Consider the following 19,312-nt stretch of genomic DNA (forward strand, 5'->3'; position numbering starts at 1 on the left):
GCGCAGGCGTTTCAGGCGGGTCAGATGCAGCGGCCCCCGTCAACCTCCATCGCGACACCTGTGATCATGCTTGCCTCGTCCGAGCACAGAAAGCAGGCGGCATTGCCCATGTCCTGTGGTGTCGAAAACCGGCCAATGGGAATCGTGGACAGAAATTTGGCGCGCATCTCGGGCGTGTCTTCGCCCAGAAATGACTTGAGCAGGGGGGTTTCCCCTGCCACCGGACAAATCGCATTGGCGCGAATGCCGGAAGGGGCCAGCTCAACCGCCATCGTCTTGGTCGCTGTGATCATCCAGCCCTTTGAAGCATTGTACCAGTTGAGGTTCGGGCGGGGGGACAATCCGGCGGTCGAGGCGACGTTCAGAATGGCGCCACTGCCCTGTTCTTTCATATGTGGGACAAGCGCACGCGCTGTCAGATAGACGGATTTCATGTTCACGTTGAAGACCCGGTCGAATTCGTCTTCGCTCACGTCTTCCAGCGGTGTCGGTAAATGGGTCACGCCCGCATTGTTAACAAGAATGTCGACCTGCCCAAAGGTCGTCAGGGCGGCGTTCGCCATCGTCCCGACAGACGCGCCATCGGCAATGTCCACGCGATAGGCCAAGGCGTTCGGACCCTGCTGGCTTGCCATGACCTCGGCCGCTTCGCCATTGATATCGGCGATCATAACCCGCGCGCCTTCAGCAATGAACTTTGCAACGATCCCCGCGCCAAACCCGGACGCACCGCCGGTCACAATCGCGGTTTTTCCCTCCAGCCTCATGATGTTGCCCTCTCCTGACACTTCGGCAGGCAGAGTAGCAACGTGTCGAAAAGATACCAGATTATTCTTCGGACACCTTGCCGCGCAGCGCCTTTACATCCGAGCGGGCCTTTTTGGTGGCGAGGCGGCGCTTGACCGAGCCGTAAGTGGGTTTGGTTGCAATGCGACGCTTGGGTTTGATCAGGGCGCGGGCAATCAGTTCGGCCAGTCGGGTACGTGCAATATCGCGGTTGCGGGATTGCGATCGGGTTTCGTCACACTGAATGACGATCGCGCCGTCTTTGGTCCAGCGGCGGCCTGCCAGGCGTTTTAGGCGCGCCTTGACCGGATCGGGAAGAGACGGAGAGCGTGCGGCCTCAAACCGCAATTCGACCGCGGTCGAAACCTTGTTCACGTTCTGCCCGCCGGGACCGGACGCACGCACAAAGCTCTCGGTCATTTCCCAGTCCTGCAGAATGATATCTTCGCTCACGCGCAACATGGCGCGACCTTACAGGCGGTCGGGGCAAACAAAAAGGGCCACCTCTTCAGGTGGCCCCATGTATTCAGGCAGTGCTTGTTCTTGGGTCCAGCCAGGACACGATGACCCGGAACGGGACAAGCGCGATCAGGGCCAGCGACAGCTTTACCAGCCAGTCGGCAAAGGCCAGTGTGACCCAGAGCGGCGCCATCGGGCCGGTCAGCATGAAGGGCACGGGCTCCCACGCCCAGTTGATTGCGGCGTCCGCGTTGGCGCCAAAGAAGGTAACCGAGGCCGAGAACGCGATGGTGAAGAACAGCGCAGTGTCCAGAGCTGATCCCACAAGGGTCGAGACCAGCGGCGCCCGCCACCAGCGACCACCCCGCAGTGAATTAAAGACGGTCACATCCGTCAGTTGCGCGATCAGGAAAGCGGTGCCCGATGCGACTGCGATCCGCAGTGGCACGGCGGCATAGGTGAAACCATCGCCCTGCAGCATGATCTGGCTGCCGATCAGCGAACAGACGATGCCGGTCACGAAACCGGCAAACACGACCTTGCGGGCCGGACCCACGCCATAAACGCGGTTCATGATATCCGTAACGAGGAAAGCCAGAGGATAGGTAAAGGCGCCCCATGTCAGGAGGCCATCAAGGATCAGGAACTGAACCAGTATGTTCGAGGCCACGACAATGGCGGCCATGGCAATAATGCCGGGAATGTAAGCGCGTTGCATGTTTTGATGCCCGTTTTGACAAGGTAGCGGCGACTTGGCCAAGGGCATCGCCCAAGGCAAGCCGCGCTTCTAGCGGGTCAAAACGCATTTGGCAAGTCAGTCAGGTAAAGCGTATTCCACAAGCTCCGTTCGTTGCAGGAACAGGAAATTATCATCAGATACCATCGTCGCCCTAATCCTGTTCTGGCCATCGCGCCAAACAGACAGACCTTCAAGATTGTCATGGGTACGGGCCGAGGTTTCAAACAGGATCTCTTCGGCAAAGACATCATCCTCGTCCACCTGCCACCGACGCAATCGCGATCTGAAACCAAACAGGGAAACCGCGCGCTCGAGCACATAGAACCGGCCGTCCGGGCCGAAATCGGACGCGACCGGACGAAACCTGCCCCGCTGTGGGAGAGTGAAAGGCATGGACCATGCCGAACCGTCCCAGCGATAGACGGGAATGTGGCCGTCTGCCGTTCTACTTTTTTCGGTCAGGGTATACAGCCTGCCCTGCCCGTCGATTGCCAGCGCTTCGAACGATCCGTTGTCCTCAAAAGTCCTGAACACCGGGGGGCGTGGCAGAACCCGGGCCCGCGCGTCAGGCTGGGCATAGTGCGCCACCCTGTGTATGCCTTCGAACGAGATGTAGAAATCGCCGTTGTCACCGGCGGCAAGCCCTTCGGAATCCCCGGTCCATCCCGGCAGGATACGGTTTCGGCTGGATCGGACGGGCCAGACGTTATCTATTCTGACCTCTCGAATTTTGCCGCCCGAGCGAATTATTCGTGCCGTCGCAAGCTTTGCCCGGTCGCTCAGAATGACCATGCTTTGCCCGTCATCTGAAAGCGTCAGGGCGGAAAACCCGCCAAACCAGTCGGCGTCGTGTTGCCAAGTATAGCTGTCCAGATGCGTGGCTGTCCTGACCTCAACCGCGCTTGCGGCAGCGGCCAGAAACAGCGCTGGGATCAATTGGATTGCAGCACTGAAACGCATTGATTGGGCAAATCTGCCATTACATACTCGCGACGCTTTTTGGGCGGTGGTGCGTTTGGATCAGGCGGCGGCGGGTTCAGGATGTTGCGGACCCATTGCTGCGCCTCGGCACAGCCATCGCCTTTGGGCGGCGGGTCCTGATTGACGCAGCCGCGCGATCCTTTGGGGCACTTCAATCGGACATGGAAATGATAGTGATGCCCCCACCACGGTCTGATCTTGCGCAGATAAGCCCGGTTGCCTTTTTCATCGTTGCACATCTGAACCTTGGCACCGGGGAATACAAAGATACGCGCGACCCGTTTGTCTTTGGCCGCTTCGCGCAGGATGGCGTGGTGCTGCGACGACCAGTTGCCGTTTACATAAGCCCCATTGGAGCGGCGCAGAGATACCGACGAGATATTCTCGCGCGATTTACGAGACAGGCGCAGATTGTCTGCCGGTAGCATCCAGATATCGATGTCCAGGCCCAGTTGATGGCTGCGGTGCCCCGAAGTCATCGGCCCGCCACGTGGCTGGCTGATATCGCCGATATAAAGACCACTCCACCCCGGTTGTTTTGCGGCAAAGCCGCTGAGGTCCTGAACATAATCGATCGCCTGTGGGTGTCCCCAGTTGCGATTGCGCGACAGGCGCATGGCCTGCCATGTGGGGCCGGTTTCAGGCAACTGCACAGACCCGGCGGCACAACCACGGGAATAGCTGCCGAAAGCGGCGGGTTTCTGCCGGGAGCTTTCCTTCTGCGCCCCGAATAACTGTTTCGCAAGGGGCTCGGCGCTTACCGCACTCCCCAGAAACAAAACGGCGGCGATAGTCAAAAAACGTAATAAAATCATCCGGTCTGGTCCCCTTCCGGTCTGACCCAGCGCATCAGGAACAGGCCCAGAATAAACAACAGGACGATTGGAGACACCCCCAAACGTGCACTGCCCGTGGCAACTGTTGCAATGTCGATCAAAAGCGGTGCTGCGAATGCGGTCGCGCGGCCAGACAGGCCATAAAGACCAAAGCTTTCTACAGGTGTTTTCGGATCGGTATGACGCACCATCATCGAGCGGCTGGCCGATTGCAGAATGCCGCCCATGCCGCCGATCAGAACTCCGCAGCCAAAGAAGGTCAGATCGGGCAGGTTTGACCCCTCGGGCAGGCCGATGCCGAATATCTGCGTACGATCCATCGAAACCACCGTCGTGCACACCAGAATAAGCACCCAGATCGCAACCAGAATGACCGGTTTAGGGCCATATTTCTTATCCATCTTCCCGCCGATCCAGGCAAAGATGGCCGAGGCCAGCACGCTGACGATCCCAAAGACACCGATCTTGATGAGATCCCATTCCAGCACCAGACGGGCATAGATGCCGCCAAAGCTATAAAGCCCGTTCAGCGCATCGCGGTAGAACATGGACGAACCCAGATAGGCCGCCAGGCTGCCCCGATGGCGCAACGCCGAGACCGATTTGCCCAAAAGCCGCAGAGCCTCACCCACGCTGCCCTTTTTGTTCGTTACCTCGTCGTCGCGAACCCACAGGAAATAGGGCACCATGAACAGGACGAACCACCCGGCGGTGAAGGGGCCGACAAAGCGCGTACCTTCGCGCGCAGCGGCATCCAGACCAAACAACGGGTCCATCCCGATCAGGGTCTTGCCGTTCGGCTGCTCGACAAACAACGCAAGCATGATCGCAAGAGACAACAGACCGCCAAAATATCCAAAAGCAAAACCCGAGCCCGAGATTTCGCCAACCTCATTCTCATCCCCCAGATCGGGCAGCTGCGAGTTGATGAAGATCAACGCGTATTCCGCACCGACAAAGCCGAGACCGAAGGCGGACAACATCAGCCACATGTTCGATCCGTCCGGCATCGTGTACCACAAGGCCGCAGACCCCACCGCATACATCACGGAAAACGCAAATACCCACGGAATGCGGCGGCCAGTCACGTCCGCCATGGCCCCCAGCAGAGGCGCACCGAACGCGATGATTAGCCCTGTTATGGTCAGGCAACGCGCCCAGACGCTCTGTGCGTGCGCGGCGGCGGATTGGGCATCCATACCGGTCCCTGTAAAGTACCCTGCCGCAACCCCCGCAAAATAGGGGCCGAACACAAATGTCACCAGAAGGGTGTGAAAGGGCTGGCTGGCCCAATCGAAAAACCACCATCCCCATATGCGCCTGCGCCTGGAAATCTCTGCCATGACTGCCCCTTGCGTTCTTTTGTGCCATAAGACGGACCTTTGGGCATTTTCGCAAGCATTCTGTTGGCTTCGATGCTGCACGGGCTTGCCCTTTGCCCCTTCGGCGCTTAGGTCTCAGCCAATGTGAAAACGGAGTTCCCATGCTGTCGCTGATCCAAATCCTGCTGCTGATCCTGGATATCGTCTGGTTCTTCATTCTGGCCCACGTGATCATGAGCTGGCTGATCAGCTTTCAGGTACTGAACCTGCATCAGCAATTCGTGGCACAGATATGGTATGGCCTGAACCGCATTCTGGAACCGCTTTATGGCCCCATCCGCCGTATCCTGCCCGCAATGGGCGGTCTGGACCTGACGCCGCTGGTGGTGTTGATCGGTGTCTATGCGCTGCGGATCGTGCTGATCAACAATGCGGTCTATTTCTACTGACCTCTTGTTCACCGAATCTTAGTATGTGATTGTCCTGTCATAAGAGCAGATAAACCTTAAAACAGGGCCACCCCGCACATGTTCGACGCCGCACCGCTGCTGCGAGATGTCTTTGGATTCGACGACTTCCGCCCCGGTCAGGAAGAGATTGTCGATGCCGTCACGCTGGGTGAAAACGTGCTGGCCATCATGCCGACTGGTGGCGGTAAATCCCTGTGCTATCAACTGCCTGCCCTTCTGCGCGACGGGGTGACGGTGGTTATTTCCCCTCTGATCGCCCTGATGCGCGATCAGGTTCGCGGCTTGCAGGAGGCGGGCGTCGAGGCCGGCGCGCTGACCTCGGGCAACACCCCCGAAGAAACCGATGCAGTGTGGGAGGCGTTGGAGGCTGGGCGGCTGAAACTGCTTTACATGGCGCCTGAACGGCTGGCTGCCGGATCGGCCCTGGGCATGCTGCGGCGGATCAATGTCAGCCTGATCGCGGTGGACGAGGCCCATTGCGTCAGCCAGTGGGGCCACGATTTCCGCCCCGATTACCTGCGGATCGGAGAACTGCGGCGCGCGCTGGACGTGCCTCTGGCCGCGTTCACCGCCACGGCGGACGCGGAAACGCAGGACGAGATTGTCGAGAAACTGTTCGACGGCACCGCACCACGCAAATTTCTGCGTGGCTTTGACCGCCCCAACATACATCTCGCTTTTGCCGCCAAAGACGGTCCGCGCAAACAAATCCTCGATTTTGCCGAGGCGCGGAAGGGCCAGTCCGGCATTGTCTATTGCGGCACCCGTAACAAGACTGAGGTATTGGCCCAAGCCCTGCGCGCCGAAGGCCACACCGCCTGCCACTATCACGGCGGGATGGAGGCCGAGGATCGCCGCATCGTTGAAACCCGTTTTGCTCGTGAGGATGGGCTGATCGTGGTCGCCACCGTCGCATTCGGCATGGGCATCGACAAACCCGATATCCGCTGGGTCGCCCATGCGGACCTGCCCAAATCCATCGAGGCCTACTATCAGGAAATTGGTCGCGCTGGCCGCGATGGCGGCCCTGCCGAGACATTAACCCTGTTCGGTCCCGACGATATCCGCCTGCGACGATCGCAAATCGACGAAGGGCTCGCCCCGCCTGAACGGCGCATGGCCGATCACGCCCGGCTGAACGCCCTGCTGGGTCTGGCCGAGGCGTTGGTATGCCGCCGCCAGACTCTGTTGGGCTACTTCGGAGAACAGATCGAACCCTGCGGGAAATGCGATCTGTGCGATACCCCGCCTGAGGTATTCGACGGCACCACGCCGGTTCGCATGGCCCTGTCCGCGATCCTGCGTACGGAAGAATGGTTCGGCACGGGTCATCTGATCGACATCCTTTTGGGCAACGAGACCGACAAGATCCGCGCGCGTCGCCATGACAACTTGTCAACCTATGGCATCGGCAAAGACTGGTCGCGCCCGCAATGGCAGGCGATTTTCCGTCAGATGATGGGCCATGATCTGGTCCGCCCCGATCCCGAACGCCACGGCGCACTGCGCATGACCGAAGCGGCCAAGCCGATCCTGAAAGGTGAGGCACAGATCGACCTGCGCAAGGATACGATCCGCAAGGCCACGCGGCGGCCCGTGGTCAAGATGATGGTGTCGGAAGAGGACGCGCCTCTACTGTCCGCGCTCAAGGCCAAACGCCGCGCTCTGGCCGAGGCCGCGCGTGTTCCGGCTTATGTCATCTTTCCCGACCGCACCTTGATCGAGATGGCGGAAAGCCGCCCCGGCACCTTGGATGATATGGCCCGGATCGGCGGAGTTGGTGCGAAAAAACTGGAACGCTATGGCACGACATTCCTTGAGGTTCTGACCGGCGCCATCGAAGAATTGCACCCTGCCCGCCGTAAACTGGCCGGGCGCGATCAGGGCGGTATCTATGACCGCCTGCTTGAGGTGCAGACGCAGCTGTCGCGCGGGCCCGATGGCATCGACAAGCCGCTGACCTGTTCCGCCTCACAACTGGCCAGGATCGCACAATTGCGGCCTGAAGATTCGCGCGGGATAGAACAGGTGCTGGGCGACCGGCGTCACGAAAGGTTTGGTGCCGCGTTTCTGGACGTGCTGCGGGATGCGGGCTAGATACGGCCAATCAGGCAAGGAACGAGGACGGATATGCTGGTAGTGATTTCCCCGGCCAAGCGGCTGGACTGGGCAGAGCGGGACGTCGAGGTCACGCAGCCGGACTTTCAGGATGATGCAATCCGCCTGTCAAAAACCGCCCGCAACTTGACGCTGGGCGATCTGAAGAAACTGATGGACCTCAGCGATGATCTGGCCCGACTGAACCGGGACCGATACCGCGCCTTTGCCGATACTCCTGCGGCAGATGTGACCCGCCCTGCCGCACTGGCCTTTGCCGGTGACACCTATCAGGGGCTTGAGGCTGCTTCGCTGGATAGCGATGAAATGGCATGGGCGCAGGACCACTTGCGCATTCTGTCCGGGCTATACGGTGTGCTGCGCCCGCTGGACGCCATTCAGGCCTATCGTCTTGAGATGGGCAGCAAGCTGAAGACCCGGCGCGGAAAAAACCTGTATGAATACTGGCGCGACCAGCTGAGCAAGACCCTGAACGCGCAGGGCGAAGCGATTGGATCGGGTGTTTTGGTGAACTGTGCCAGTCAGGAATATTTCGGCGCAGTAGACCCTAAAGCGCTGAAACTGCGGGTGATCACCCCGGTCTTCATGGAAGACAAAGGCGGCACCCCCAAGATCGTTAGTTTTTTCGCAAAGAAGGCACGCGGTGCCATGGCCCGCTATATCATTCAGCACCGATTGACCGATCCCAACGGGTTGCTGGATTTCGACACCGGCGGCTATGAATATCGCCCGGACCTGTCGGAAAAGGATAAGCCCGTTTTCCTGCGCCCCTATCAGGCCTGATCCAGCATCGAAGGGTCATGGGCGACCAACTCGACCGTGTTGCCCTCGGGATCTTCGGTGAAAATACCGCGCCATCCGATCCAGCCGAATTGTTCGATGCGATAGGGCTGGCCAAGTTTGTCATACCAGCGCATCACGGCCTCCTGCTCGGCAAACGGCAGGGACAGCGCAATGTGGTGCAGCGACGACCCTGCCCCCATCGCGGGCCGTTCCGTGCCGGTTGGGTGCAGGCCGGGGCGCGGCGCAGCCATGTAGTGAAACAGGGCCAGCACCTGCGTATGCCCGCCGAACCCTTCGGCGATGCGAAAAAAGGTGATGGCGCTGTTGTGATCGCCGGTCAGACGCTCCAACCCGATCACATTCTCATAAAACTCCACCATCGCGCCCATATCGGCGCAGCGAATGGCAATCTCGCCCAGCGCGCGAGGCCGAAACCCTTTTTGATCTGACATGTGGCGAAACTACAGCGCCGGCTCATCCTCATCAACAACAGGGAACACACCCGCAGGGCAGTGTGTGCGGATCGCCTGATGGATCAGCTGTTTGTGCAGTGGCTTTGTCAGATAGTGATCAAGCCCTGCGGCCAGTATCCCCTGATCATCCCCCGCCATCGCATGAGCGGTCAGAGCAATGATCGGCACGTGCCGGTCTGTTCCGACCTCTGCCGCCCGAATTTCGGCCGTTGCCTGTTTTCCGTCCATCTGTGGCATGGAAATATCCATAAAGATCAGATCGGGGGCAAAGTCTGAACAGGCCTTAACCGCCTCTACCCCGTTTGCGGCGAATTGCAGATCAATGTTCAGGTCTTTGGTCATCTTTTTCAGGATCAGTTGATTGGTGCGGTTGTCTTCGGCCGCCAGAACGCGCATGCGCCTTTGTCCGCCCTGCGTTGCGCCGGATTTACCCGTATCAGGCAAGCTATTCTGTTCGGTATCCCTGTCCACAAAAACCGGATCACCAAGTGCGATCAGCCGTGAAAACAGCTCGGCCCGGGGAAGCGGTTTTTGCAGCACACCCTGAATAAGCGCGCGCGCAGGATCGGCCTGCACCAACCCCGGATTGGCGGACATCAATACAACGGGCACGTCCTGCCACCCCTTTTCGCGCAGGGATAGGGCCAGTTCCAGCCCATCCATATCCGGCAGGTCGTGGTCGCAAAGGATCAGATCGACCGAGCCATCAAGCCGTTCCAACGCATCGGTCCCGGTCTCGCACACCGTCACCCGGGAACCCAGCCGCCCCAGCTGTTTCATCAGGATCGCCCGGTTGACGGCCAGATCGTCCACCACCATCACGTGCTGCAACCTGTCCGCAAGGTCGGGGGGTGCGGGCTGTGGCCCATCCGTGGTCGGCAGCGTGACACGAAAGCCAAAACAGGAACCGCGCCTTTCTTCGCTTTCCACCCACACCGATCCCCCCATCATCGAAATCAACCGCTTTGAGATCGCCAACCCCAGCCCCGTGCCTTCGAACTGGCGGTTGCGCTCGCCTTCGACCTGATTGAATTCGCCAAAGATGTGGTCGATCTTGTCCGGCGCGATTCCGATACCTGTATCTTCGATTGCTACATGAATGTCGCAGGTTTGGCTGTCCTGATGCGGCACGCCCGTAACCCGGATAAGCACATGCCCTTCAGCGGTGAATTTCACCGCATTTCCCACAAGGTTGGTCAGTACTTGTCGTATCCGCCCCGGGTCGCCGACAAATAACGTGGGCAGAAACAGATCATAATCGACAAGCAACGTCAGCCCCTTGTCCCGCACGCAGGGCTGCAACAGCATCGCCACCTCGTGAATGCAGCGTTCCAGATCGAAATCTTCGGTGTGCAGCAGCAGCTTGTCCGCCTCGATCTTGGAATAGTCCAGAACGTCGTTGATGATGACCAGCAGCGCCTCACCCGAATTCCGGATCATGTTGACGTACAGCCGCTGTTCTTCATCCAGTGGCGTTTCGATCAACAACTCACTCATCCCGACAATGCCATTCATGGGCGTCCTGATTTCGTGGCTCATATTGGCAAGAAAGGCGGATTTCGCGCGATTGGCCGCCTCGGCTCGGTCCCGCGCACCTTGCAATTCAGCCTCATGCCGGACCGAAGCCGTGATGTTCAACGCTAGACTGACGACATCGCCCCCCTGCCCCCGCTGATCTATCAGTCGGATATACTGGCCATTCCACAACTGGATCACGATCGGCTCAGGGTTTGACCGGCCCCAGCGTTTCTGCATTCTGGCGCGCCAGTCGGCACCCGGTTCCGACCCCGTATCCACAATCCCTTCGTCCGTCATGATTTCGAGCAGGCGCAGGTATGAGACACCCGGTGCGACCTCACTTAGCCCTTCGAACACGCTCAGGTAGGCTGCATTCGCGCCAATCAGTGTGTTTTCACCATCGAAGAACGCGAACCCGTCATGGATGGTCTGGATGGAGTGCCAAAGACGACGCTCTGCCACCTCGATCTTGGCGTTGGCCACTGTCAGGTCCGATTTGACCTTTTCGTTTTCATCCCGAACTGTCGCCACCTCGGCCTGCGTTTCGCCGATCTGTCGGGTCAGGGCAATCGCGTGGCGGCCAAGCTTGCGGTTTGCGGCAGACAGTTCGGCCTGTTTCTGTTCCAGCAGTCTTTCGGCGGCCAAACGCGCGCGCCGTTCCTGGGCAAGTTTATCGGCAAGGCTCATGATCTGGGTCTCCGGGCGGTTCTTCCGCAGCATCCGCCGAGACGATGAAAAAGAGTTTAAGCCGTTGCATTGTAAAGCGGCCTCATGCGACCCTTTCATCAAACAGGAGGTCGTGATGCGTCGCTTCGTATTTTCCGCAATACCTTTGATTATATCGCTTTTTTTCCCGATAGCCGCCGTTCACGCGCAATCGGCGGTTCCGGAGTTCCGCTATGTCGGCACGCGGGATGCCGATTTTTACGGGTCAGATCTGGATGCTCTATTTGATACGGATCTGAAATCCTGCATCCGAGCCTGCTCGGCCAACCGTAACTGTGCGGCATTTACCTTTAACACCCGGTCGAATGCGTGTTTTCCCAAAAGCGGAGTGAATCGGCAGGAACCTTATGAAGGGGCGATATCCGCGCAAAAGATCGTGACAGATGCCCGGACACTGGAGCGTTCGAACACCCGAGCTGCGAATCTGGATTTTCTGAAACCCGCCGATCTGAAACAGACCTATCAACAGGCCCGGGATCTGGGGCTGCGTCATCTGGCGGGCGGACTGGATTTGGATGCAATTCTTGGGGCGGCACAAGCCGCCTCGACCCCCGATCAGGCCATGCGATGGACCGGCGCCGCTGTATCGCTTGATGACAGGCCCGACCTCTGGACCGAATACGCCCGGTTGCTGCTGAGCATTCAGACCAACGACTGGACCCGAAAGCGCGCGCTGCGGGCGCGGGCGCTGAGTGCGGCAATTAACGGTTATCTGCGGTCAGACTCTGCAGGCGCTCAGGTCAGCGCGCTGATGATGCTTGCAGATGCGCTAGAGGAAAACGAGCGCGGGCGCGACATGGTTTCAACGCTGCGCCTTGCGTCAGAGCTTCAGCAGCGGCCGGATGTTCTGGCCGCTCTGGAACGGGCCATCGGCAAATACGGTTTTCGCCTTGTCGACAGCACCGTTGAAAGTGACGCATCGGTCCCCCGCATTTGCGCCGAATTTTCCGAGCCGCTTGTCAAAGCGGGCGTAGACTATGAGCCATTCGTGCGCCTGCCTGACCCGCAGCTGGTGGTGCAGGCTGACGAAAATCAACTTTGCGTTGATGGTGTCGAACACGGGAAAAGGTATCGTGTCACCTTCCGGCAGGGCCTGCCCGCCGCATCAGGCGAAGCCCTGATCAAAGATGTTGAACTGACCCACTATGTCCGCGACCGCGCCCCGTCGGTCCGGTTTCCGGGGCGGGCCTATGTCCTGCCAAAAGCAGCGGATGCGGCATTGCCGGTGGAATCGGTCAATGTCACGACCCTGGATCTGACATTGCGCCGCATCAGCGACCGTAATCTGCTGCGCGCCGTGCAAGAGGATTTCTTTGGCCGCCCCCTCAGTAACTGGCAGGAACGGACATTCTCGGACGAAATAGCTCAGGATGTTTGGTCGGGAACCGCCGAAGTTACCTCGGAGTTGAACCGGGACATGACCACGCGCCTGCCGATGGCTGACGCCATTTCGGGACAGCCCGCTGGTATTTACGCCCTGACCGCGCGCGTTCCCGGCGCCGATCCCTATGACAACCCCGGTGCGACGCAGTGGTTTGTTCTGTCCGATCTGGGGATCAGTTCGGTTTCCGGTACAGACGGATTGCACGTCACGGTGCGCGGTCTGGCTGATGCGGCGCCACGCCCCGGGGTGGAGGTTTCGCTTGTGTCCCGCGCCAATGCCGTCATCGGCAAGACACAGGCTGATGCCGAAGGGTACGCCCGGTTTGATCCCGGACTGGCCCGAGGCAAAGGGGCCAGCGCGCCAGCCATGATACTGGCGGCGGACGGAGAGGTGGATTTCAACTTTCTGTCGCTGACCGATCCTGCCTTCGATTTATCGGATCGCGGCGTCGAGGGCCGTGCGCCCGCGGGGCCTGTGGACGTATTCATGACGACAGATCGCGGAGCCTATCGCGCCGGAGAGACAATCTATGTGACGGCGCTGTCGCGCGATGATCAGGCCGGCGCCATCGAAAATCTGCCGCTGACTGCCATTCTGCGCCGCCCTGATGGCGTTGAGTACCGTCGGTCGGTATCGGATGGCGGTGTCGCCGGAGGCCACGTCTTTGCCCTGCCGGTGGCGGCGGATGTTCCGCGCGGGTCCTGGCAGATCGAACTGAGATCGGACCCCAAAGGTGACGATCTGGCCCGGCAAACCGTTCTGGTCGAAGACTTCCTGCCTGAACGTATCGACTTTGATCTGGCGCTGCCGGACGCGCCGCTAAGGGCCGGAGATACCCCGCCCCTGCGGATCGAGGCGAAATATCTGTTTGGCGCCCCCGGCTCGGATCTGACGATTGACGGGCAAGTGATCGTACGGCCTGCCGAGACGGTTTCGGGATATGACGGATATCGATTTGGCCGATATGACAGCCCCCTTTCCACCCAAAGCACCCATTTCGGTGGTGACCGCACGGATGCACAGGGTCGCGCGACGATACCGGTCGAAATCCCTCAATTAGAGACTGATGGCAAACCGGTGGAGGCTACGGTAACTGTACGTCTGGCCGACGGGTCCGGCCGTCCGGTCGAACGTCAGATAGCGGCACCGGTCCTTCCCTCGGCGCCCGTAATCGGGATCAAACCGATGTTCGAGGATGTCGTCAGTGAAGGGTCCGAAGCCCAGTTTCAGATCATCGCCCTATCCCCCGAGATGACCCCAGCGCCAATGCAGGTTCGTTGGACGCTGAACCGGCTGGAAACGCGGTATCAATGGTATCAGCTTCACGGTAACTGGAATTGGGAACCCACAACCCGGCGGTCGCGTGTCGCCACCGGAGAATTGCAGTTGGGACCCGACCCGCTGACCCTAGGCCAACCGGTTGACTGGGGCCGGTATGAACTGGTGGTGCAGCGCATTGATGGCGACTACGCCGAAGCCGCAGTGGACTTCTACGCAGGCTGGTACCGGTCGGCGGATGCATCAACCACGCCCGACCGGCTGGAAATGTCGTTGGACCGGGACAGCTATCGTCCCGGTGACACCGCGCAATTGCGGATCGTGCCGCGCATGGCCGGGGTGGCTCAGATTGACGTGATGTCCAACAGGTTGATCGAACGCCGGATGGTCGAAGTCCCCGAGGGCGAAACCGTCATACCGCTGAATGTCACGGGTGAATGGGGCGCGGGCGCATATGTCGCCGCGACTGTAATCCGCCCGATGGATGTGTCCGCAGGCCAGAACCCATCGCGGGCACTGGGCCTTTCTCATGCCTCGGTCGAGCCGGTCGGGCGCAAACTGTCTGTGGCCATTGACGTGCCCGAAGTCAGCAAACCAAGACAAACCAAAAAGGCCCGTATCAGAGTCCAAGATGCCAAAGAAGGGGAACAGGTATGGCTGACCCTTGCGGCTGTTGACGTCGGCATCCTGAGTCTGACCGGGTTCGAAAGCCCGGACCCGACCGGCCACTATTTTGGGCAGCGCAGACTAGGGGTCGAATTGCGGGACGTTTATGGCCGTCTGATCGACGGAATGAACGGCGCATTGGGTATCGTGCGTTCGGGCGGGGACAACGACAACGGCATGCGGATGCAGTCACCCCCGCCAACGCAGGATCTGATGGCCGTGTTCAGCGGGCCGGTTCAGGTTGATGAAGACGGAGAGGCCATCGTCGATATCCCACTACCTGCTTTTAACGGCACTGTGCGGCTGATGGTTGTCGCTTGGTCAAAATCAGCACTTGGTCAGGCCGAGGCTGAAATGATCGTGCGCGATCCGGTTGTCGTCACGGCCAGTCTGCCCCGGTTTCTTGCACCTGGTGATGAAAGCCGGATGTTGCTTGAGATCGTCCATGCCGACGGGCCAACCGGCGGCATGGGCCTGAACCTGACAGCGCCGGACACGCTGACACTGGGCGAGGTTCCGACATCGTTTACGCTGAATGCCGGCGGCAAAATTACATACGAGGTTCCCGTACGCGCCAACATGCTGGGCGACCCAGAAATCACCGTCGCGTTGAAAACGCCGGACGGGCAGGAGCTGAAGCAATCTCTGCGCCTCCCGGTCCGGTCAAACGATCCAGTTGTGGCTCTGACACGACGGTTTTCGCTGGGTTCGGGCGACAGCTTTCTGTTCTCATCCGATGTGTTTGACGGTTTCCGGTCCGGATCGGCCAGGGCAATTCTGTCCGCGGGTCCGCTGGCCAAGCTCGACGCGCCGGGACTGTTGGACAGGCTGGACCGTTATCCCTATGGCTGCACCGAACAGATCACGAGCAAGGCCTTGCCGCTGCTGTATTTGTCCTCGGTTGCGCAAAGCTGGGGCCTTGGCGAAGGATCAGCCGCCGACAAAAGGGTCAGTGACTCGATCCGGAGCATTCTGGCGCGGCAAGCCCCGAACGGTGCGTTTGGGCTGTGGCGGGCCGAAAGCGGGGATTTCTGGCTGGATGCCTATGTCAGCGATTTCCTATCGCGGGCACGGGCGCAGGGTCACGCGGTTCCGGACGGGGCTTTTGCACAGGCGATGGACAATCTGCGCAATCATATCAACTATGCCCCGGATTTTGACACCGGAGGACGGGACATTGCTTATGCCCTGATGGTGTTGGCGCGCGAAGGTGCCGCGTCGATGGGCGATCTGCGCTACTATGCCGACGTCAAAGGAGGGGCCTTTGACTCTCCGCTTGCAGCGGCCCAGCTTGGTGCGGCGTTGGCCTTTTATGGAGATCAGACGCGGGCAGACGCGATGTTCGCCCGAGCCGCCCGGATGATTGGCGCGGATAACTCACAACAGACATCAATCTGGCGCGCGGACTACGGAACCTCTCTGCGCGATGCAGCCGGGGTGCTTGCACTGGCTACCGATGCAGGCAGCGCCGTAGTAGATCGCGACGCTCTGGTGCAGCGGATCAGTACACCGCGCGATTATCTCTCAACGCAGGAAGCTGCGTGGTCCCTGCTGGCCGCACATTCGCTGATCGCGACGCCTGAACAGTCGGGGCTGCGCGTGAATGGTGCTGGGGTCGAGGGGCCGTTTGTGCAGGTGTTGGAAAGTGACGCGAACAAAGAACTGAATATCACCAGCGCCAGCAATCGTAGCACCGATATTACCCTGACGGTCACCGGTGTACCCGAAGTTGCCCCGGACGCGGGCGGAACCGGTTACGCCATTGACCGGCAGTATTACTCGATGGAAGGCGAACCGCTGGATCGCCGGGATTTTACCGTAGGGGAACGATTTGTCACGGTGCTCACCGTAACGCCCTTTGAAAGCGGTGGTGCACGGTTGATGGTGGATGATCCACTGCCTGCCGGGGTTGAGATAGACAATCCCAGCCTGTTGCGCTCGGGCGATGTACGCACGCTCGATTGGCTTGATTTGTCCGAAGCCACCCATGCCGAATTCCGAACCGACCGGTTTCTTGCTGCAGTGGATATACGGGAGCGCAGGACCGTGACCCTTGCCTATGTCGCCCGTGCGGTCACTCCGGGCAACTTCCACCACCCGGCGGCGTCGGTCGAGGATATGTATCGCCCGCAAAACCGCGCCCGGACGGATACCGGGCGGGTGATTGTCCGATGACCGGCCGGACAGCCATCGCAACAGCGCACTGGCGGCGGCTGGATAAGGAGGGAACGGATCGTTGCACGCTGTCACGTCTGGATAATGGCTGGATGCTGGTCGGCCAGGCGATCTGGCATGATGGGAAGGCCGATGCCAGCCTGACTTATGATATTCGCTGCGATCCAGACTGGGCCAGTCTTTCGGCAGATATCGGCGGCGAGGTTGACGGTCATGAACTGTCTCTGCGGCTGCATCGCGCCGAAGACGGCTGGTATCTGAACGGCGATTTGCAGGAGGGGACCGCCGATTGCGTCGATCTGGACCTGAGCTTTACCCCGTCGACCAACCTTTTGCCCCTGCGACGCCTGCCATTGAAAGTCGATCAATCTGCTCATGTTTGCGCGGCGTGGCTAAAGCCGGATTTCGCTACAATCGGGCCCTTGGAGCAGACCTACACCAGCCTTGGCCCTGACCATGTTCAGTATGTGTCGCCAGCCTTCTCGGCTGAGTTGAGGGTGCACGAGTCCGGTTTCGTTACCCGGTATCCAGACCTGTGGGAGGGATGGGTCGATGCCTAAACCCGGCCATCTGTTCCTTGGCCTTGCCTTCGGGCTTTTTTGCGCCGCGTCCTTGCGCGACGCAGGTGATCGCTGGATCGACGCCACCATACTGCCCCCGGTTTTGACCGAAACCTCGACCGAAATACGCGACCGCAACGGGGCACTGTTGCGCGCCTACCCAGTCGCTGATGGCATCTGGCGGCTGACGCCCGGCCATGTGGATCGCGGCTTTGTCGACATGCTTGTCCGGTACGAGGACAAACGGTTCTGGTCGCATTCCGGCGTGGACCCGATTGCCCTTGTCCGTGCTTTTGGGCAGGCAATCCTGAACGGGCGCACCGTTTCAGGTGGCTCGACCCTGACCATGCAGGCCGCGCGGCTGCTGGAGGATGGATCGACCGGGCGCTGGAAAGGCAAACTACGCCAGATCAGAGTCGCATATGCGCTTGAGCGACGCCTGAGCAAAGACGAAATTCTCGCGCTGTATCTCACCCATGCGCCCTATGGCGGAAACCTTGAAGGTATCCGCGCGGCCACGCGGTCATGGTTCGGGAAAGAGCCTCGCCGCCTTACGCCCGCGCAATCGGCCTTGCTTGTTGCCCTACCTCAGTCACCCGAAGCACGGCGCCCGGACCGTCACGCGGATGCAGCGCGCAATGCGCGGGATCGCGTCCTGCAACGTGTGCAACTACAAGGTATCCTGACCGAAGCGCAGGCATCGGCAGCGTTGGCCGAACCGGTTCCTGGAAAGATGCGCCCGTTTCCCCGTCTGGCCCCACATCTGACGGATCGGATAACAAAACTGACGCCGGAAGCATCGGTTCACGACCTGACATTGGATGCCGAATTGCAGGCCCGTCTGGAACCTCTTGTCTCGCAAGCCGCGAGGTTGGCGGGATCGCGTGTTTCGGGTGCCCTGATCGTAGCCGACCACCAGAGCGGAGATATCCTCGCCTCAGTCGGCTCTGCCGGATACGAAGATGAACGGCAGGGTTTTGTCGATATGACGATGGCCTTGCGGTCGCCCGGCTCAACCCTCAAGCCGTTGATATATGGTCTGGCATTCGATCAGGGGCTGGCGCATCCCGAAACCCTGATCAGCGATAGCCCGGTTATGTTCGGCCGCTACGCGCCACGCAACTTCGACGGCGTTTTTCGTGGTGACGTCAGGGTTCGTGATGCGTTGCAGATGTCACTCAACATTCCAGTGGTAAGACTGACGCACGAGCTTGGGCCAGCCCGCGTCATGGCTGCGATGAACCGCGCCGGAGCTCGACCGCAATTGACCGGGGGACGCCCCGGGCTCGCCATCTCTTTGGGCGGAATAGGTATCAGCCTTCGGGATCTTGTGCAGCTTTATGCGGGCATTGCAGCCGGTGGAACAGGTCCGGTTCTGCGCCATGGTCTGCTTGAACCCAAAGCCGAAACCGCCCGAATTCTGTCCAATGTCGCTGCGTGGCAAGTTGGTGACATTCTATCGGGACTGGCCCCGCCGTCAGGCGCCCCTGCCGGTGTTCTGGCTTACAAGACGGGCACTTCCTATGGGCATCGCGATGCCTGGGCAATCGGATATGACGGGCGACATGTTATCGGCGTGTGGTTGGGCAGGGCCGATGGCACACCGGTCCCTGGTGCATTTGGCGGCGATCTGGCCGCGCCGTTGCTGTTTCATGCCTTCGGTCACCTGAAACCCGATTTTGACCCGCTTGGCGCACCACCTGCCGCCGCCCTGATCGTAGGTGCGGCGGACCTGCCGCCGCCACTTCAACGATTTCGCCCGCGCAAAGCCGCGTTTGCCCCGGCTGACAATGCGCCGCAGCTGGTATTTCCCCCGGATGGCGCCCGTCTGGCCGCCAACGGCACACCGCTTACGATCAAGCTGCGGGGCGGCACGGGGCCATTTGCGGTACTGGCGGATGGAAGGCCGGTCACAACGGATCAGCGCCAGCGGGAATTCGACATTCCCAACCCGGGGCGGGGCTACGCATCGCTGGTGATTGTCGATGCCCGCGGACGATCCGACCGGGTCTCCATCCAGATTGATTAGGGAGGAAGT

At 60.1% G+C, this 19,312-nt stretch carries 14 protein-coding genes; 6 read left to right on the plus strand and 8 right to left on the minus strand.

Annotation, left to right across the window (positions count from 1 at the left end; all coding sequences use genetic code 11):
- Positions 1-20: 20 nt before the first annotated feature.
- The 6 genes from ACR0NW_RS14195 to ACR0NW_RS14220 form a co-directional block, all read right to left on the minus strand.
- Positions 21-767 (minus strand): SDR family oxidoreductase, encoded by a 747-nt coding sequence (locus tag ACR0NW_RS14195; RefSeq protein WP_480450859.1) that lies wholly within the window; start codon positions 765-767, stop codon positions 21-23.
- A 61-nt stretch (positions 768-828) separates the two neighbouring features.
- Entirely contained in the window at positions 829-1,248 is a 420-nt protein-coding gene (gene arfB / locus ACR0NW_RS14200; RefSeq protein ID WP_480450860.1) for an alternative ribosome rescue aminoacyl-tRNA hydrolase ArfB, read from the minus strand.
- A gap of 64 nt (positions 1,249-1,312) precedes the next feature.
- A complete protein-coding gene (locus ACR0NW_RS14205) occupies positions 1,313-1,963 on the minus strand; it encodes a queuosine precursor transporter (protein WP_170653600.1) in 651 nt (216 codons plus the stop codon).
- Positions 1,964-2,059: 96 nt separating this feature from the next.
- The gene (locus ACR0NW_RS14210) at positions 2,060-2,944 is read right to left on the minus strand and encodes an esterase-like activity of phytase family protein (protein ID WP_480450863.1); all 885 of its coding nucleotides are present in this window, start codon (positions 2,942-2,944) and stop codon (positions 2,060-2,062) included.
- Positions 2,917-3,780 carry a penicillin-insensitive murein endopeptidase gene (gene mepA, locus ACR0NW_RS14215; protein WP_480450864.1) on the minus strand — a complete coding sequence of 288 codons (864 nt, stop codon included), beginning with the start codon at positions 3,778-3,780 and terminating at the stop codon, positions 2,917-2,919. Before mepA ends, ACR0NW_RS14210 begins: the two co-directional genes overlap by 28 nt.
- Entirely contained in the window at positions 3,777-5,144 is a 1,368-nt protein-coding gene (locus tag ACR0NW_RS14220) for an MFS transporter (protein WP_480450866.1), read from the minus strand. The genes mepA and ACR0NW_RS14220 overlap by 4 nt, the downstream gene beginning before the upstream one ends.
- A 140-nt stretch (positions 5,145-5,284) precedes the next feature.
- Here ACR0NW_RS14220 and ACR0NW_RS14225 point away from each other — a divergent pair, with 140 nt between their 5' ends.
- From ACR0NW_RS14225 to yaaA, 3 genes are all read left to right on the plus strand, one after another.
- Entirely contained in the window at positions 5,285-5,572 is a 288-nt protein-coding gene (locus ACR0NW_RS14225; protein WP_170653592.1) for a YggT family protein, read from the plus strand.
- 78 nt (positions 5,573-5,650) lie between these two features.
- Complete coding sequence (gene recQ, locus ACR0NW_RS14230) at positions 5,651-7,690, plus strand: DNA helicase RecQ (protein ID WP_480450867.1); 2,040 nt, start codon at positions 5,651-5,653, stop codon at positions 7,688-7,690.
- 33 nt (positions 7,691-7,723) lie between these two features.
- A complete protein-coding gene (yaaA, locus tag ACR0NW_RS14235; RefSeq protein ID WP_480450869.1) occupies positions 7,724-8,494 on the plus strand; it encodes a peroxide stress protein YaaA in 771 nt (256 codons plus the stop codon).
- On the opposite strand, the gene ACR0NW_RS14240 is transcribed toward yaaA, so the two are convergent.
- The gene (locus tag ACR0NW_RS14240) at positions 8,485-8,946 is read right to left on the minus strand and encodes a VOC family protein (protein ID WP_480450870.1); all 462 of its coding nucleotides are present in this window, start codon (positions 8,944-8,946) and stop codon (positions 8,485-8,487) included. The two genes, yaaA and ACR0NW_RS14240, sit on opposite strands and share 10 nt — an antisense overlap.
- A 9-nt stretch (positions 8,947-8,955) precedes the next feature.
- Positions 8,956-11,172, minus strand: coding sequence for a response regulator (locus ACR0NW_RS14245; protein WP_480450872.1), 2,217 nt, complete (start codon positions 11,170-11,172; stop codon positions 8,956-8,958).
- Positions 11,173-11,287: 115 nt separating this feature from the next.
- On the opposite strand from ACR0NW_RS14245, the gene ACR0NW_RS14250 reads away from it, so the two are divergent.
- From ACR0NW_RS14250 to pbpC, 3 genes are read left to right on the plus strand one after another with little or no spacing between them, the layout of a single operon-like run.
- Positions 11,288-16,714: an alpha-2-macroglobulin family protein gene (locus tag ACR0NW_RS14250; RefSeq protein ID WP_480450874.1), complete on the plus strand. Its 5,427-nt coding sequence runs from the start codon at positions 11,288-11,290 to the stop codon at positions 16,712-16,714.
- Positions 16,711-17,274 carry a putative glycolipid-binding domain-containing protein gene (locus ACR0NW_RS14255; RefSeq protein WP_480450876.1) on the plus strand — a complete coding sequence of 188 codons (564 nt, stop codon included), beginning with the start codon at positions 16,711-16,713 and terminating at the stop codon, positions 17,272-17,274. The genes ACR0NW_RS14250 and ACR0NW_RS14255 overlap by 4 nt, the downstream gene beginning before the upstream one ends.
- Positions 17,267-19,303 carry a penicillin-binding protein 1C gene (gene pbpC, locus ACR0NW_RS14260; protein ID WP_480450878.1) on the plus strand — a complete coding sequence of 679 codons (2,037 nt, stop codon included), beginning with the start codon at positions 17,267-17,269 and terminating at the stop codon, positions 19,301-19,303. Before ACR0NW_RS14255 ends, pbpC begins: the two co-directional genes overlap by 8 nt.
- Positions 19,304-19,312: the final 9 nt, after the last annotated feature.

The sequence above is a fragment of the Ruegeria sp. CF5 genome, from assembly GCF_056537325.1.

Coding starts and splice junctions, on each gene's coding strand:
- ACR0NW_RS14195 (WP_480450859.1), bottom strand. CDS start 767: ATGAGGCTGGAGGGAAAAACCGCGATTGTGACCGGCGGTGCGTCCGGG.
- arfB (WP_480450860.1), bottom strand. CDS start 1,248: ATGTTGCGCGTGAGCGAAGATATCATTCTGCAGGACTGGGAAATGACC.
- ACR0NW_RS14205 (WP_170653600.1), bottom strand. CDS start 1,963: ATGCAACGCGCTTACATTCCCGGCATTATTGCCATGGCCGCCATTGTC.
- ACR0NW_RS14210 (WP_480450863.1), bottom strand. CDS start 2,944: ATGCGTTTCAGTGCTGCAATCCAATTGATCCCAGCGCTGTTTCTGGCC.
- mepA (WP_480450864.1), bottom strand. CDS start 3,780: ATGATTTTATTACGTTTTTTGACTATCGCCGCCGTTTTGTTTCTGGGG.
- ACR0NW_RS14220 (WP_480450866.1), bottom strand. CDS start 5,144: ATGGCAGAGATTTCCAGGCGCAGGCGCATATGGGGATGGTGGTTTTTC.
- ACR0NW_RS14225 (WP_170653592.1), top strand. CDS start 5,285: ATGCTGTCGCTGATCCAAATCCTGCTGCTGATCCTGGATATCGTCTGG.
- recQ (WP_480450867.1), top strand. CDS start 5,651: ATGTTCGACGCCGCACCGCTGCTGCGAGATGTCTTTGGATTCGACGAC.
- yaaA (WP_480450869.1), top strand. CDS start 7,724: ATGCTGGTAGTGATTTCCCCGGCCAAGCGGCTGGACTGGGCAGAGCGG.
- ACR0NW_RS14240 (WP_480450870.1), bottom strand. CDS start 8,946: ATGTCAGATCAAAAAGGGTTTCGGCCTCGCGCGCTGGGCGAGATTGCC.
- ACR0NW_RS14245 (WP_480450872.1), bottom strand. CDS start 11,172: ATGAGCCTTGCCGATAAACTTGCCCAGGAACGGCGCGCGCGTTTGGCC.
- ACR0NW_RS14250 (WP_480450874.1), top strand. CDS start 11,288: ATGCGTCGCTTCGTATTTTCCGCAATACCTTTGATTATATCGCTTTTT.
- ACR0NW_RS14255 (WP_480450876.1), top strand. CDS start 16,711: ATGACCGGCCGGACAGCCATCGCAACAGCGCACTGGCGGCGGCTGGAT.
- pbpC (WP_480450878.1), top strand. CDS start 17,267: ATGCCTAAACCCGGCCATCTGTTCCTTGGCCTTGCCTTCGGGCTTTTT.